This window comes from Bacillus sp. JFL15 (genome assembly GCF_001184225.1).
GTDB classification, from domain to species: Bacteria; Bacillota; Bacilli; order Bacillales; family Bacillaceae; genus Bacillus; species Bacillus siamensis.
Map to the genome: position 1 here is coordinate 3709116 of NZ_KQ236689.1, position 15031 is coordinate 3724146.

The window sequence follows — 15031 nt, forward strand, 5'->3', positions numbered from 1 at the left end:
CCAAAAGGGTATCAATTCAGCAGTTTATTATCATTTCTTCACAGTTCAGCCTGATTCTAAACCTGTCTTATAAAAAATCAAAGCAGGGAAGAACAGACAAGTAAACGGCTTTTCAAAAGAAAACAGACACTTTGAGGAATGTTTGTCCAACAAAGTGAAGATTTTCTGTAAGTAGAGTAACACATATAAAAAGCCATATCAAGCATTTTAAAGCCCCAATCCCTTGCTCGTCAAGGTTTTCGCGTGTTTTACCGAACAAATATTCCTTTTTTTGCTTTTTTCCTCCTAATCCTTGATTGATTTCCAGTATCTAAAAGACAAAAAAAGACCCCCCGTTTCAGGAAGAGGTCCTTCAGCTTACAAAATAATGGCGATCAGGCCGCCTGAGCCTTCGTTTATAATTCTCTCAAGCGTTTCTTTCAGTTTATATCTCGCATTTTCCGGCATAAGCGACAGTTTCGCCGAGATTCCTTCTCTTACGATCGAGCTCAATGATCTTCCGAAAATATCGGAGTTCCAGATCGAAAGCGGATCATCCTCAAAGTCCTGCATTAAGTAGCGGACAAGCTCTTCGCTTTGCTTTTCCGTCCCGATGATCGGCGCGAATTCACTTTCCACATCCACTTTTATCATATGAATGGACGGGGCGACCGCTTTCAGCCTTACTCCGAATCTTGATCCCTGTCTGATGATTTCCGGTTCATCAAGGCTCATATCCGTTAAGGCCGGGGCTGCAATGCCGTAGCCGGTCTGTTTCACCATTTTCAGCGCGTCTGAAACCTGATCATATTCCTTTTTCGCGTGGGCGAAGTCCTGCATTAATTCAAGCAGGTGGTCTTTCCCGCGGATTTCAACGCCCACTACTTCTTTTAAAATCTGGTCGTATAAATGATCCGGCGCGTATAAATCAATTTCTGCGACACCCTGGCCAAGTTCAATTCCGGCCAATCCGGCGCTTTCGATAAACTCAAATTCACTGAAGTGGCCGACAACCCGGTCGACGTCGCGCAGTCGTTTGATATCTTTTACGGTTTCTTTCACTGATTCCTGGTAACTCTCTCTGAGCCAGTGATTTTCTTTCAGCACCATGACCCAGCTCGGAAGGTTGACATTCACTTCCAGCACAGGGAACTCGTAAAGCGCTTCTCTGAGAACGCTTAACACATCTGTTTCCCTCATGCTTTCAACACTCATGGCGAGAACGGGGATATCATATTTCGCGCTTAATTCAGCTCTGAGCGCTTCTGTTTCCGGGTGGTACGGCTTCACCGAGTTGATGACCATAATAAACGGTTTGCCGACTTCCTTCAGCTCGTCAATGACTCTTTCTTCCGCTTCTACGTAATCGCCCCGCGCAATATCACCGATTGAGCCGTCCGTCGTAATGACGACCCCGATTGTGGAATGTTCCTGGATGACTTTTCTCGTACCGATCTCCGCCGCTTCATGAAAGGGAATCGGTTCTTCGTACCATGGTGTATTGATCATTCTCGGGCCGTTTTCATCTTCATATCCCTTCGCACCGGGAACCGTGTATCCCACACAATCCACAAGACGGATATTGACGTCAAGCCCTTCTGCCACATGTACGGACATGGCTTGATTCGGAACAAATTTTGGTTCTGTGGTCATAATCGTTTTTCCTGCTGCGCTTTGCGGAAGCTCATCCTGCGCCCGCGCTCGATCGGCTTCATTGCTGATATTCGGGAGCACCACGAGCTCCATAAATTTTTTAATAAATGTAGATTTCCCTGTACGGACAGCGCCGACGACTCCTAAGTATATATCGCCTCCTGTTCGTTCAGCGATATCCTTGAAAATATCGACCTTTTCCAAGTGATCCCCTCCCGGACTTCCTATCCTTATCATTTTTCATTCACCATTCTTCAATCAAATACAGGACACTATATGTGTATGACGTTGTCCTATTTCAATATGACATCTTTAGAAAATTTTCAGGCAATCTTTTCTATCGGAATCAAAAAAACCTTTCTCCCTATTTGTATGCGCGGGAGAAAGGTTCATTCCTGTTTCGTTTTACTTTCTAAAAAAACGGGTTCCTGTTTTTCATTTACGGTGTATGTGACTGAAAAGGCCGGGACGAAAGGCGTCTCTTTCCATAAAATATCCTGAATTTCCGCGCCCGGTCTGATTTTCTTTTTGTTTTCTTTCAGACAGCGGGCGAGATCGACGCGATAGTCGGCATAGATTTCTCCGTCAGCGCCGATTAAAAGCGGCAGAGACGTGCCTGAAACCGGACTTTTGACTGAAGGAGTGTCTTTCATGCCGAGCTTTTTTTTATTTAAAGTGAACAGCCCTTTTGAAACAGCATCCTCATAGGGCGGATATGTATGTTTTTCCTGATACATTTTAACACGCAGCTTCATATCGCGGATTGCCTCAGCCATTTGGAGATCGATCAGCTTCACGGTAGGCTTATTTTCCACATCGACAAGCACGTATTGGTACATTCCTCCGCTTTCAAAAGCTGATGCCGGCGGCTCCTCTATATATCTGGGCGCGAGCCGCTTAAAATCTATCGGATATTTTTGATAGATCGGTGTTTTCATATCTTTTGTCTGAATCGGCAGAAGTCCGCCGTTCGCCTTTTTAAACTCATCCACTGCCGCTTGAACCTGCTGAAGCTGATGCTTGTAAGATACTTTATTTTCAGTTTTTTCCGCTTCAGGATACAGACAGCCGGACAGCAGAAGCACCGCAAATGCCGTTATGACGGCCATTTTCATCTTATGCATTCCGCGCCCCCTTTTTTGCTTATTCATTGACAGGTCCGCTGAAAACGACCATTAACACGATCAATCCCGAGATGACCATACAGGCATAAGCGAGCGAAGAAACTGCTGCTTTGATCAGCTTGTTTTTCACTTTGTACCTGCTGACATAAATAGAGGCCACCGCAACAAACATTAATCCCATAGCACCAAGCGCAAACCACATTTTCATCAATGCCACACTCACGTCCGTGCCCCCCGTCCCATCATTGTAAGCGTTATATTTCATTTTAATATACAAATGTTGAAAAGATCAACAGGTTTTCCATCTATTGAAAAAACAAAAAAACTGAAGCAAAGAGGGGGACTTTGCTTCAGTCAAGTTGACTATATTCACCTATACGTCTGAGATACACTCTCTTGGACTTCGATGCTATAGTATGCGTAGATGCGTACGTCTGCATCCTCTTCTGCCTAAATCAGCAAATGTTTTAAGCGATTTCAGCCGGAGAGTTCCGCGTTTTGGACTTTCGTCATTTCAGAATATGCAGACGGTATGTTATTGTCACTTCACCCGGTTTTCGAATGTGTTGACCAAGTCTTCCATCTCATGGGTTTTCACTCTGGCCATTAAAGATTCTACGGCCGTTTCTACCTTCTGCCCGTTAAATAACACTTGGTGAAGCGCCTCTGTAATCGGCATTTTCACTTGGTATTTTTGAGAAAGCTGATACGCCGCTTTCGTCGTCCGCACGCCTTCAACAACCATTCCCATCTTGTCAAGGACAGCCTCCAGCTTGTACCCTTTGCCGAGCAGGTTGCCGGCGCGCCAATTGCGGGAATGGACGCTCGTACACGTCACGATTAAGTCGCCTACGCCAGTCAGGCCGGAAAAGGTGAGAGGGTTTCCGCCCATCTTTGTGCCGAGTCTGGCGATTTCAGCGAGACCGCGGGTGATCAGGGCCGCTTTTGCGTTATCTCCGTATCCCAACCCGTCTGTAATTCCCGCTGCCAGAGCGATGATGTTCTTTAACGCTCCCCCTATTTCAACACCGATCATATCCGGATTGGTATAGACACGGAAATGCTGGTTCATAAATAGATCCTGAACTGCTTCTGCAGCCTCGATATTTTTTGAAGATGATGTAACAGTCGTCGGGTGTCTCAATCCTACTTCCTCAGCGTGGCTCGGCCCTGAAAGCACAACGATGTCTTTTCTGTACTCCTCAGGCAGCTCCTCTTCCATTAATTCTGAAATGCGGAGAAGCGAATCCGGCTCAATTCCTTTGCTGACATGAACAAAGATCGACTGTTTCGGGATGTAAGGCAGAGCCTTTTTCAGCACTTCCCGAATGGCTTTTGTCGGAACCGCCACAATGATGAAGTCAGCTCCTTTTAAAGCCTCGCTTAAATCAGCTGTGCCGATGATAGAGCTTGACAGCTCCACCCCCGGCAGATAATCTTTGTTTTCATGCAGCCCGTTGATTTGATCGATCAATTCGGCACGGTGCCCCCACATCATGACCTGATGTCCGTTATCAGCCAGCACTAAAGAAAGTGCAGTGCCCCAGCTTCCCGCTCCAAGCATTGCCACTTTTTTCATCTCTGTATCACACCTTTTTATTTTCTTGCTCTTGCAAATATTTTAATTGGCGTACCTTCAAATCCGAAAGCATCACGGATTCGGTTTTCTAAAAAGCGTTCATAAGAAAAATGCATCAGTTCCGGATCGTTGACAAAAACAACGAAGCTCGGCGGTTTAACAGCGACTTGAGTCGCATAATAAATTTTCAGACGGGAGCCATTGTGCGTCGGAGTCGGATTCATGGCGACCGCATCCATGATGACGTCATTTAAGACATTTGTCTGCACGCGGAGAGAGTGGTTTTCACTCGCTTTAATAATCGCAGGCATGAGTGTATGAATCCGCTTTGTCGTCAGTGCCGACATGAACAGTACCGGCGCATAATCGAGAAATTGGAAATGCTCCCGTATATTCTGTTCAAATTCTTTCATCGTGCGTTCGTCTTTATCAACGGCATCCCATTTGTTTACGACGATGACGACGGCTTTACCTGCTTCATGGGCATATCCGGCGATCCGCTTGTCCTGCTCAAGGATGCCTTCTTCAGCGTTCAGTACCACGCCGACGACGTCTGAGCGGTCAATGGCTTTTAATGCCCGAAGCACGCTGTATTTTTCTGTTGTTTCATATACTTTTCCCTTTTTTCTCATGCCCGCCGTGTCAACAATCACAAATTCCTGCTGGTTATAAGTGAATGCCGTATCTACAGCGTCTCTCGTCGTTCCCGCCACGTTGCTCACGATAACCCGCTCTTCGCCGAGCATCGCATTGACAAGAGAGGATTTTCCGACATTCGGACGGCCGATCAGGCAGAATTGAACGACATCATCATTATACTTCGTTTCGGGAATGTTTTTAAAATGCTCGGCACAAGCATCGAGCAAATCTCCCAATCCCAAACCGTGAGTACCGGAAATCGGATAAGGCTCTCCAAAACCGAGCGCGTAAAAGTCATAGATGTTCGCTCTCATTTCGGTATTATCTAATTTATTAACGGCTAATACGACCGGTTTTTTCGTCCGGTACAATATTTTTGCCACTTCTTCATCCGCAGACGTTACACCTTCGCGGCCGTTCACCATAAAGATGATCACATCAGCCTCGTCCATGGCGATTTCGGCCTGCTGGCGGATCTGTGTCAGAAACGGTTCGTCTCCGATGTCAATTCCGCCCGTGTCAATCAGGTTAAAATCATAATTCAGCCATTCCGCCGAACTGTATATCCGGTCCCGCGTCACTCCGGGGGTATCTTCTACTATTGAAATTCTTTCACCCGCAATCCGGTTAAAGATTGTGGATTTTCCCACATTCGGTCTTCCGACAATGGCTACGACAGGTTTACCCATAGTACCCTTCCTTTCAATCCAGCCGCTTACATTTTCACAAAAATTGTTCAACCGGTTATTAAAATCATCTTCGCTATGAAAAGAACCCTTCAAACAGAAGGGCTTAACTCATTTATTATATCAGTTTTCACCGAGATCACAATGTATTCTTCGAAATGTTTCGCATTCATGCAACAGTCTCCGTCCGTTTTCAAGACATTTTGGTGGCCCCTTTGCCCTGCTTTTTGCTTTTTTGGCTGATGCGAGCCGCAAGCTGTTCATAGGTAGTCAGCCCGATAAGCAGAATCACTCCCGCCGAGCAGCCTGAAAGCCATTGATAGCCCCCGACGGCTGCCGCACCTGCAATTTTGTGAATGACCGCCGAATACAATAACTCTCCCTGGCACATGCCGAGAACAAAAAGACAAAGCCTCTCAGGAAATCGCCCCTCAACAGAAACCGTAATAACGGTAAGCAGTATGACAGCCGCCCACTCAGGTTTTATGATAAACCAAACGGGATCATATAATGCAAAAAGAAATATAAAGCTGTACGCTGCAGCAGCCGTAAGATGAATCAGGACATTACGGAGCCGCTTATGCATGCCGAGACTCCCCGCGTAAACAAATGCGGCAGCAAAAAACATGACATATGCCACGTTCAGTGTAAAATAAGCGGTCATCTGATGTATGCTTGCCATCATATTAGTCAAAATAAAGACTGATACGTAAAAACGGCTTTTCGTTTTGGCAAAAATAAAAGTCGCAAGTATCCATAAAAACCACATCGACCAGTAATAATAAAACGGTTCCATAAATCGCTCCTCCTTTGATCAGTATGGAGCGGGAACGCATTTTTTAAACCAATTATCCTGAAAGGAGCGGATGATGATGGGAAAAGACAGACAGGAGAAAAAACTGAAAGCCTCCCGCCGAGTGGAATCGGACCGCGACGATTCGATTCACCATAAAGGAGCGACAAGCCTCGAGCAAAACGGGGAATTCCGAAAAAGAAAATCGTAAAGCAAAAAAGGCATGCGGGTCCGCATGCCTTTTAACGTCGGCTGAAACGGGATGTGTCAATTCCCCGTTCAGAAAGCCAGTGATGTGTGTCACCTTTTATGACCAAAGGCGCCTTTTGCAATTGGGCGACCGTTTGACACCCAAGGACGGTCATAATCATTTTGAGCTCTTGTAAAAGCGCCGTCATCTCGTCAAAAAGACCCTCTTCTCCTTTTGAGGTGAGAGCTTTCAGGAATGTGCCCGCCATTCCCGCGCAGCATGCGCCGAGAGCAATCGATTTGGCGACATCCAGCGCACTTTGCAGCCCTCCGGATGCGATAACAGATTGATCAGCGGAAAGCGAACGGATTTCAGCTAAACTTGCGGCTGTAGAAATTCCCCACGTGTTAAAAAATTGAAGCGCCTTCTCTCTGCGCAGATTTTCAATTTTAGAGAAATTTGTCCCGCCGTATCCGCCGGCATCAACGGCTGCCGCCCCGGCATCAAATAACCGCCGTGCGGATTCCCTGCTCATGCCGAAGCCGACTTCTTTGACAAAAACGGGCACTCCCGCTGTATCGGCAATCCGCTCAATGCGGCTGAGGGCGCCCGTAAAGCTTCTGTCTCCCTCAGGCATGACGATCTCCTGAATCACATTCAAATGAATCTGGAGGGCGTCTGCTTCAATCATATCAACTGCCCTTTTCGCCTGCTCGGCGTCCGCCTCGCTGCCTAAATTCGCAAATATTAAACCGTCCGGATTCTCTTTTCTGACGATTTCGTAGGAATACCGTTCAGCGGGATCTTTCAGTGCCGACATTTGCGAACCGACAGCCAGCGGCATGCCGGCTTTGCGCGCGGCTCTTGCCAGTGACCTGTTAATTTCATATGTAAGCTGTCCGCCGCCGCCTGTCATCGCATTGATAAAAATCGGCGAACTGCTTGTGAGTCCGCCGATTTTCGTTGAGATATCCACTTTTTCCAATGCAAGGTCTGGCAGGCTGACATGAACAAACGTAATATCATCAAACCCCGTTTCCCGGCTTTGGCCGGTAGACAGCGCATGATTTATATGTTCTCTTTTGCGTTCTGCTCGTGTCACGTTTTATCACCAATTTATTTTAATTTATTAAGCTTGTCCCCGATTAAATCGCCAAGCTGAAAGCCTGTGCTCGGCTCTTCTTTCGCCTGATATTGACGGAAGTCCTCCTGATCGGCTTTCGGCGCTTCTTCAAGCTCACGCATGCTTAAGGAGATGCGCTCTTCGCTTTCGTTCACGTCAAGCACTTTCACTTTAACAGTCTGTCCTTCTTCAAGCACTTCATGCGGCGTTCCGATATGTTTATTGGAAATTTGCGAAATGTGCACAAGTCCTTCCACGCCCGGAAGAATTTCAACGAAGGCGCCGAAGCTTACAAGGCGCTGCACTTTTCCTTCAAGCACATCTCCCTGTTTTACCTTTTCGCCGATCTGGCTCCAAGGTCCCGGCAGCGTTTCTTTAATAGATAAAGAAATACGTTCGTTATCGCGGTCTACGGACAGTACTTTCACTTTTACGTCCTGACCTTCCTCCACCACGTCAGACGGTTTTTCGACGTGTGAATGAGACAGCTGCGAAATATGAACAAGTCCGTCGATTCCGCCGATGTCGACAAACGCGCCGAAATCAGTCAGGCGCTGCACTTTTCCTTCTAGCACGCTTCCAACTTCAAGCGTTTGGAGAAAATCATGCTTTTTGGCTGTCTGTTCTTTTTCCACCACAGCCCGGTGTGACAGAATCACCCGGTTTTTATCACGGTCAAGTTCAACGACGATAAGAGAGAGAGTTTTCCCTTTATAGTCAGTGAAATCCTCGACGAAATGAGCTTCGACAAGTGATGCGGGAATAAAGCCGCGAACGCCGATATCAACGACGAGACCGCCTTTCACCACATCTTTCACTTCAGCTTCAAACACTTCTTTTGTTTCGAATTTTTTTTCAAGGTCTTCCCAAGCGCGGTCAGCATCAACGGCACGTTTAGATAAAATCAAAGCATCGTCTTCCACTTTTGTTACTTTCAGGTCAAGCTCGTCGTCAACTTTTACGACATCCGATGCTTTCTCTACATGAAGACTTGATAATTCACTGATTGGAATGATCCCGGATTGTTTGACATTGATAATTTCGACATCTACATGCTTGTCCTCTACCTTTGTCACAATCCCTTTTACTACATCTCCAACCTCTGGCACTTGAACATCAATTTGATTCATTTCCTCTGTCATTTGAATAACCTCCTTGGTCCAAACCTACACAGCTTAATTAAAACGGTTTGAAAGCTGAACATGTGAATGTCCGCTTTCCAGCCGAATATGTATTAAAGAATCATCCAAAAAAAGATTTTGAATGATCAATAAAAAGTTTTATTAGTATTAACTTCTAATAAAAGGACTGGTTTGTCAAGCAATAACATCTTGTCTTTTGAAAAAAATTAAAATGAGCTCCGCCCGATGTTAACGTGATTTCTGTTCAACGATCTCCAGAATTTTTCCTGCGACTTCGGGAATGCCCAGTGACGTTGTATCGATTTCAACCGCGTCATCCGCTTTGCGCAGCGGGGAAACTTCCCTCTCTGAATCGAGTTTATCGCGTCTTGCAATTTCTTCAATGAGCGTCTCGTAATTCACGTCATAGCCCTTTTTCTTATTTTCTTCATATCGGCGCTTCGCTCTTTCTTCTACGGACGCCAAAAGGAAGATTTTCACTTCCGCATCAGGCAGCACGTGAGTTCCGATATCACGGCCGTCCATGACGACGCCGCCTTTTTCTCCGAGCTGCTGCTGTCTTTTCACCATTTCTTCTCTGACGCCTTTATGCTTGGCGGCGATTGATACTTGGTTGCTGACTTCGTCTTTTCGGATTTCTTCTGTTACATCTTCTCCGTTTACCAGAACGATTTGTCCTTCCGGAGCGGATACAAGCTCAATTTCCGTACGCTTCAAAAGCTCTGTGAGCGCGGCTTCATCCGTTAAATCGGCATTTTGCTTGAGCGCTGTATATGTAATGGCACGATACATCGCTCCCGTGTCAATGTACACATATGATTTTTTCTCAGCCACTATTTTAGCAACGGTGCTTTTTCCGGCAGCCGCCGGACCGTCGATTGCAATTGATAATTTCTTGTCCATAATCTCTCTCCTTGCTCTTTACTCCTCTATGGATTGTATCATGAACTGTCCGAAAAGGGGCGAAAAAATTGAGACGATTTACCGCTTTACCGTTTCAATCCATTCTTTTTTCTCCATTTTATCCACTCCTTCATATTTCACAGCTTTCGAAATATAAGGTTCAATAGGCTGATAATGAAGCAAAAACTGTACCGCGCCCAAAATAACGAGCTGAATGCAGACCAATTTGACCAGCAGACGTTCAAATGTTTTCATACACGCGCACCTCCATTAGGATTAGTATGGAAAAGTGCGCTGCAGTTTATTCCGGCTGACGGTTTCTTCTCTGCTGCAACTGCGCGCGCATACAGTATCGGAGTATATGCTGCTGAGACGCGGGATCGATGTCTGTAAATTCAAGCGTCATTTTTCGTTTCGCCGCCTTTTCATCATAAAAAACCCGCTGGGTAACAGCCTCGGCCGTTATATCCGCTGTATTTTCCTTTTCGGAAAGAGAAAACGAAACATGCAGCTTTTCACCCGGTTCCGCGGAAATATGTTCAGGCAGCACAACTGCAATTCCGCCCGCGCTCATATTAGAAGAAACCGTTTGAAAGGCGGTTTTTTCCGCTTCCATTTTGACGGCTACATCCAATACAGCGTCTGCACGGACGTACCGGCGTCTTTGAATCCGCTTCATTTCTTCCTTAGGGGGAATATCCAGTCCGATCATCGGGATGGGATCTTTTTTCTTCCCTTTGATTATGGTTTTAAATTGATAAGGCACTTGGCCGTTCCCCATAAATTCAGCTGTTATCTCCAACCCTTTGTGCAAAAAGACCGTCCGTCCCGTATCCAGATCGACGGGATATGAGATGTACAGTTCACCGCTTTCAATACTGACTGCTTTGCTCCTCGCTTTTTTGAACTCATTGTTCTCTATGTATTCAATCCAAATATAATCTCCGACAGCTATCATGGGCCTTCACTCTTTCATTATTTATGCTTTTATTAAAGCATGTAATGAAAAAAAGGAAAAGACTTTTAGTCCTTTCCTCCTTTATTTTTATAGGTCTTTATATATAGGTTCTGCACTTTTTAATTTTTCTATTTTTTCTTCTTTTCCGTCGTCCGCATTGATGAACATTTGATATGTGTCTTTCCCGATCGTCCCGAGCATTTCATAGCAAAGCACTTCCTGGCCGAGTTCATTCGTGATCAGTGCCTGTCGCGTCTCCCGGACTTCAACATTTTTATTCAGCTTCGCTTTCGCTTCATCAGCCGATAAAGCCGGAGCCGGAATTGTTCTCGTGCGGTGCGCCGCCAAATAATCACGCGCGGAGAAGCCGACGACTTCACCGTCATCCAGCGCCACCTTCATCCGGATGGCTTCCGGATAAATACGGACGTTTTTCTCAACGGGAATAAAAGAAAAGACGCCGATGTTGTTATATTGCGCGCTTTCATCAATTTCGAGATTTTTTGTTTCATAACCGTTTTTCTTTAAAAACGCGACGGCCCGGTTAGATGCTTCATTGAGGCTGATCTTTTGTTTCTTCACGGCCCGCTTTTGAATTAAATAGACCGGATGTCCGCCTTTTTGGGTAATATCCATATAGATAAAAGACTTGCTGTCGGCGTCTTTCATGCGGATGCTGTATACGTCCCGATTCGTCTTCCGGCCGCTTTTGACTACTTTAATGGAATAATTATGATCAGGCGCAAACCGTTGCGCGATTTTAACCGCTTCTTTTTCTGTAATTTGTTTTCCTTTCAGATGCGTAAAGCCTTTTCGTTCTGTATTTGCGCTTGTAAACGTAGGGCTGGTGCTGTCTTCAGAAAAAGCGCCTACATTTTTTTCGACTGTTTTAAAGCTGTCGACGATCGTATTATCGCTTTGTTTTTTGTCAGAGGCCAGCGCCATCTCAACATCCATCCACCGCAAATTTTTGCTCATGACGAGATGCTGGACGCTGCGCAGCTGGTTTTGAATGTTCTCCGCCTGTTTGTACAGGCTGTTCAGTGTTGTATATTCTTTATTATCAAGCGGTTTTTGATCTAAATCCCGGACCGATGTTTTATAGCTGAAATCTCCTATATTGGATAAAAACTCCTCCGTCTTATTAAAAGGCATGAGAGTCAGCGGCAGCTGGCTCACATTGTTATGAGCTTCAGATGTTATTCTCCATACATCAATGAGCGCCGGAGACAAAGATTTTTTACTGTTCATTGCAAGCGTCGTCCCGATTTTGTCGTGAAGCTGATCTACATGGTACGTCAGTTCATGAAATGCCCTCTGATAATTATTTTCCGCATGCAGAAGGACCGCATCTTTTTCCTGATGCTCTTTATATCCCCAATACCCGGTTGCGGCGATCGCGACACCGAGAACAGCGATAATGATTCCTCTAATCATGTTAACACCTCATTTTTCGTACTTTTACTCACAGAAAATGTGTTTTCCGATCTGTTTAATCTGCGGACGTCCCCAAATCCATTTGCTTGTCGCCGTATCAGGATTGAAATAATAAAGCGCGTTTTCAGAAGGGTCCCAGCCGTTAATCGCATCAAGAACTGCTTCTTTTGCTCTTTCATTCGGCTGCATATATATTTGGCCGTCGGCAACAGCGGTAAACGCGAGCGGTTCGAAAATGACGCCGGCCACCGTATTCGGAAATAACGGGCTTTTAATACGGTTTAAAATAACAGCGGCGATGGCAACCTGTCCTTCAAACGGCTCACCGCGCGCTTCCCCGTACACAGCCTGCGCCAGAAGATTGATGTCGTTGTTTGAGAAACCGCCCGGCATATTGGCCGCTGTCGTATTTTGCTTTTGATTTGACTGACCGCCTGTATTGTTTTGCGGTTTTTGAGCGGGCTTATTCGTTCCAGCAGACTTCTGGGCGCCGGCTGACGGTTTCGTTTGGTTTTTTAAAGGAACGTTGCCATAATGGGTGAACGTATTCCCTTTTTGAATCTGCTCCATTACATATTCGCGGTAGTATTTTGATTTTGAAATCAGCACCTGCTTGGTTTTCGCGCCGACGAGGCCGTCAACCGGCTTCATGCCGAATTTCTCCTGAAAATTCCGTACGGCCCAGTATGTCGTCCAGCCGTAAACACCATCGATTTTCCCGTTATAAAACCCGTTATATTGCAGACGGGCCTGCAATTCTATAACATCATCACCCGTTGCGCCTCTTTGAATCACTTGATTTGAAAACGCATGGGCCGTTTCATGATCGAAGATAGCGGCGGCGAATGAAAATAGAATGAGACAAGCCATAAACGCTCCTTTACACTTCATCTTTTCAAGCCTCCTCCAGCAAAATTTAAAGTGTATCCGTATTGTCTGTCACGAGGTTATTTTTATGCACGTTTCCTTCTTATCCCCTGTCAAGGCATAAAAAAGAAACCGCACGCGGCGCGCGGTTTCTTCAGACTTGGATTATATTGACGGAACGTGCTTTTTTTGCCTTCCTCAGCCCGAACCACCATAAAAACAGCATAAACGGCAGCATATAATATACCCAATGATTGAGGGCGGTAAGAATAAAATCGTAAGAACCGTGCAGACATGAAGGCACGACCAGTGAAATCACAAGCCACTTCACGCGGGCTTTTTTCCGCGAAAAGCGGGCTTTTCCGAGATAAAACCCCATGATCACCCCGATCAGCGCATGGCAGGAGACTGGCAGAATCGCCCTGATGAAAGCATGCTCAACACCGTGGCCGAATAAATAAAGGATATTTTCAAGCGTCGCAAAGCCTAATGACACACTGGCCCCGTAAACGATTCCGTCATAATGCTCATCAAAATGAGCATGCGGGTACACACTGATCATCAAAACAAACCATTTCACCGATTCTTCCAAGAAGCCCGAAGACAAAAACGAAACGAAAAAGCTTCCTCCCCCTACATGCTCTTTTTCAAGAACATACTGGATGAACATGGTCGGAAACACAAGTACAACTCCGAGAAAAAAAGACCTCAGCACCATATGTACGGGTTCATTGTCATATTGATCTTTTAAATAAAAATAGCTTAACAGCGCAATGCCGGGAGCAATTCCTGCAGAGATGATTGCAAACATCAGGCAACCTCTTTCCTTTATATTCCTATATCTATCGTACCATGTTGTTCATATTTTTACATCTTCCAATTTCTAAAAAAAGAGCATATGAATGATCATATGCTCTCTGCACCAAGCCGTCTTGAAATTTCGTTTGCGATCAAGCCGCCGTGAAAACGGCCGTTCTCGATAAAAATTTCATTAGCGTTATTTCCCGCTGCGATAACCCCGGCAATAAAAACACCATCAACATTTGTTTCCATCGTTTCTTCCCGGAAAAACGGCCGGCCTGATTCTGCATCAATCTGCACACCGATTTTTTCAAGAAATCCGTGATCGGGATGATATCCTGTCATGGCAAATACGAAATCGTTTTTCAGCCTGACCGTCTCATTCCTGCCGGAGCGGAAAATGATCTCATCTTCCGTCACTTCTTCAAGACAAGCGCCGAATTCCATCCGGATTGTTCCGTTTCTGACGAGGGCCTCAAACTCAGGCAGAATCCACGGCTTGATGCTCGGGGAGTACTCATTTCCTCTGTAAAGCACCGTAACGCGCGCGCCGGACTTCACCAATTCCAAAGCCGCATCTACACTTGAGTTTTTCCCGCCGATCACCGCGACATCTTTATCAAAATAAGGATGGCCTTCTTTAAAGTAATGAAATACCTTAGGAAGCTCTTCACCCGGTATGTTCATATAATTCGGATGATCATAATATCCTGTCGCGATAATACAAAACGGAGTGAGATAGCGGTCTTTTGACGTTTCAACAAGAAAACGGCCGTCTTCTTGTTTCGTGACGCGCTCCACCGTTTCAAAGGCGTTTACACGAAGCTCTTTTCTTCTGACAACCTCTCTGTAGTACGAGAGAGCCTGTATTCGGACCGGTTTTCTGTTTTCCGTTATAAAGGCGACATCGCCGATCTCCAGTTTTTCACTTGAACTGAAAAAAGTTTGATGTGTCGGATAGTGATAAATGCTGTTTACGACATTTCCTTTTTCGATCACAAGGGCGTTTACGCCAATTTGCTTCAGATGTATAGCCGCCGATAATCCGCAAGGACCTCCGCCTATTATAATTGCTTTTTCTTCTGTCATGTCCTTCAACTCCTGCGATTTGGCATTTCCATCATAAGTTTCCACTCATATAAAAAATCTCCTATATT

Annotated in this window: 16 protein-coding genes; 1 reads left to right on the forward strand and 15 read right to left on the reverse strand. The window is 45.6% G+C overall.

Annotation, left to right across the window (positions count from 1 at the left end; translation table 11 throughout):
- Positions 1–357: 357 nt before the first annotated feature.
- The 6 genes from spoIVA to AD710_RS18175 all read right to left on the reverse strand — a co-directional run bounded on the left by spoIVA (position 358) and on the right by AD710_RS18175 (position 6456).
- Positions 358–1836: a stage IV sporulation protein A gene (gene spoIVA / locus AD710_RS18150; RefSeq protein WP_003153438.1), complete on the reverse strand. Its 1479-nt coding sequence runs from the start codon at positions 1834–1836 to the stop codon at positions 358–360.
- 185 nt (positions 1837–2021) lie between these two features.
- Positions 2022–2756 carry a hypothetical protein gene (locus AD710_RS18155; RefSeq protein ID WP_016939107.1) on the reverse strand — a complete coding sequence of 245 codons (735 nt, stop codon included), beginning with the start codon at positions 2754–2756 and terminating at the stop codon, positions 2022–2024.
- A 19-nt stretch (positions 2757–2775) separates the two neighbouring features.
- A complete protein-coding gene (locus AD710_RS18160; RefSeq protein ID WP_003153435.1) occupies positions 2776–2979 on the reverse strand; it encodes a DUF2768 domain-containing protein in 204 nt (67 codons plus the stop codon).
- A gap of 318 nt (positions 2980–3297) precedes the next feature.
- Positions 3298–4335: an NAD(P)H-dependent glycerol-3-phosphate dehydrogenase gene (locus AD710_RS18165; RefSeq protein WP_049628700.1), complete on the reverse strand. Its 1038-nt coding sequence runs from the start codon at positions 4333–4335 to the stop codon at positions 3298–3300.
- A 17-nt stretch (positions 4336–4352) separates the two neighbouring features.
- Positions 4353–5663 carry a ribosome biogenesis GTPase Der gene (der, locus tag AD710_RS18170; RefSeq protein WP_016939109.1) on the reverse strand — a complete coding sequence of 437 codons (1311 nt, stop codon included), beginning with the start codon at positions 5661–5663 and terminating at the stop codon, positions 4353–4355.
- Positions 5664–5853: 190 nt separating this feature from the next.
- Positions 5854–6456: a YphA family membrane protein gene (locus AD710_RS18175; protein WP_047475717.1), complete on the reverse strand. Its 603-nt coding sequence runs from the start codon at positions 6454–6456 to the stop codon at positions 5854–5856.
- Positions 6457–6532: 76 nt separating this feature from the next.
- On the opposite strand from AD710_RS18175, the gene AD710_RS19420 reads away from it, so the two are divergent.
- Positions 6533–6664, forward strand: a complete 132-nt coding sequence (locus tag AD710_RS19420) for a YpzI family protein (RefSeq protein ID WP_003153429.1) — start codon at positions 6533–6535, stop codon at positions 6662–6664.
- A 31-nt stretch (positions 6665–6695) separates the two neighbouring features.
- On the opposite strand, the gene fni is transcribed toward AD710_RS19420, so the two are convergent.
- From fni to AD710_RS18215, 9 genes are all read right to left on the reverse strand, one after another.
- Complete coding sequence (gene fni, locus AD710_RS18180) at positions 6696–7745, reverse strand: type 2 isopentenyl-diphosphate Delta-isomerase (RefSeq protein ID WP_049628701.1); 1050 nt, start codon at positions 7743–7745, stop codon at positions 6696–6698.
- 14 nt (positions 7746–7759) lie between these two features.
- On the reverse strand, positions 7760–8908 hold the full coding sequence (gene rpsA, locus AD710_RS18185) for a 30S ribosomal protein S1 (RefSeq protein WP_045925476.1): 1149 nt from the start codon (positions 8906–8908) through the stop codon (positions 7760–7762).
- A 228-nt stretch (positions 8909–9136) separates the two neighbouring features.
- Entirely contained in the window at positions 9137–9811 is a 675-nt protein-coding gene (gene cmk, locus AD710_RS18190) for a (d)CMP kinase (RefSeq protein ID WP_049628702.1), read from the reverse strand.
- Between the two features lie 78 nt (positions 9812–9889).
- Positions 9890–10066, reverse strand: coding sequence for a YpfB family protein (locus tag AD710_RS19920; protein ID WP_016939115.1), 177 nt, complete (start codon positions 10064–10066; stop codon positions 9890–9892).
- A gap of 46 nt (positions 10067–10112) precedes the next feature.
- Complete coding sequence (locus AD710_RS18195) at positions 10113–10769, reverse strand: flagellar brake protein (protein WP_049628703.1); 657 nt, start codon at positions 10767–10769, stop codon at positions 10113–10115.
- Positions 10770–10856: 87 nt separating this feature from the next.
- Positions 10857–12206: a germination protein YpeB gene (gene ypeB, locus AD710_RS18200; protein ID WP_049628704.1), complete on the reverse strand. Its 1350-nt coding sequence runs from the start codon at positions 12204–12206 to the stop codon at positions 10857–10859.
- Positions 12207–12230: 24 nt separating this feature from the next.
- On the reverse strand, positions 12231–13097 hold the full coding sequence (sleB, locus tag AD710_RS18205) for a spore cortex-lytic enzyme (RefSeq protein WP_016939118.1): 867 nt from the start codon (positions 13095–13097) through the stop codon (positions 12231–12233).
- 130 nt (positions 13098–13227) lie between these two features.
- Positions 13228–13884, reverse strand: a complete 657-nt coding sequence (gene prsW / locus AD710_RS18210; protein ID WP_049628705.1) for a glutamic-type intramembrane protease PrsW — start codon at positions 13882–13884, stop codon at positions 13228–13230.
- A 95-nt stretch (positions 13885–13979) separates the two neighbouring features.
- Positions 13980–14963 carry a YpdA family putative bacillithiol disulfide reductase gene (locus AD710_RS18215; RefSeq protein ID WP_047475714.1) on the reverse strand — a complete coding sequence of 328 codons (984 nt, stop codon included), beginning with the start codon at positions 14961–14963 and terminating at the stop codon, positions 13980–13982.
- Positions 14964–15031 lie beyond the last annotated feature (68 nt).

What these genes read in the sequence shown, in the direction of transcription:
- AD710_RS18175 (WP_047475717.1), bottom strand. Translation starts at nt 6,456, where the DNA reads ATGGAACCGTTTTATTATTACTGGTCGATGTGGTTTTTATGGATACTT.
- prsW (WP_049628705.1), bottom strand. Translation starts at nt 13,884, where the DNA reads ATGTTTGCAATCATCTCTGCAGGAATTGCTCCCGGCATTGCGCTGTTA.
- cmk (WP_049628702.1), bottom strand. Translation starts at nt 9,811, where the DNA reads ATGGACAAGAAATTATCAATTGCAATCGACGGTCCGGCGGCTGCCGGA.
- AD710_RS19420 (WP_003153429.1), top strand. Translation starts at nt 6,533, where the DNA reads ATGGGAAAAGACAGACAGGAGAAAAAACTGAAAGCCTCCCGCCGAGTG.
- ypeB (WP_049628704.1), bottom strand. Translation starts at nt 12,206, where the DNA reads ATGATTAGAGGAATCATTATCGCTGTTCTCGGTGTCGCGATCGCCGCA.
- AD710_RS18165 (WP_049628700.1), bottom strand. Translation starts at nt 4,335, where the DNA reads ATGAAAAAAGTGGCAATGCTTGGAGCGGGAAGCTGGGGCACTGCACTT.
- sleB (WP_016939118.1), bottom strand. Translation starts at nt 13,097, where the DNA reads ATGAAGTGTAAAGGAGCGTTTATGGCTTGTCTCATTCTATTTTCATTC.
- AD710_RS18195 (WP_049628703.1), bottom strand. Translation starts at nt 10,769, where the DNA reads ATGATAGCTGTCGGAGATTATATTTGGATTGAATACATAGAGAACAAT.
- AD710_RS18155 (WP_016939107.1), bottom strand. Translation starts at nt 2,756, where the DNA reads ATGCATAAGATGAAAATGGCCGTCATAACGGCATTTGCGGTGCTTCTG.
- rpsA (WP_045925476.1), bottom strand. Translation starts at nt 8,908, where the DNA reads ATGACAGAGGAAATGAATCAAATTGATGTTCAAGTGCCAGAGGTTGGA.
- AD710_RS19920 (WP_016939115.1), bottom strand. Translation starts at nt 10,066, where the DNA reads ATGAAAACATTTGAACGTCTGCTGGTCAAATTGGTCTGCATTCAGCTC.
- AD710_RS18215 (WP_047475714.1), bottom strand. Translation starts at nt 14,963, where the DNA reads ATGACAGAAGAAAAAGCAATTATAATAGGCGGAGGTCCTTGCGGATTA.
- der (WP_016939109.1), bottom strand. Translation starts at nt 5,663, where the DNA reads ATGGGTAAACCTGTCGTAGCCATTGTCGGAAGACCGAATGTGGGAAAA.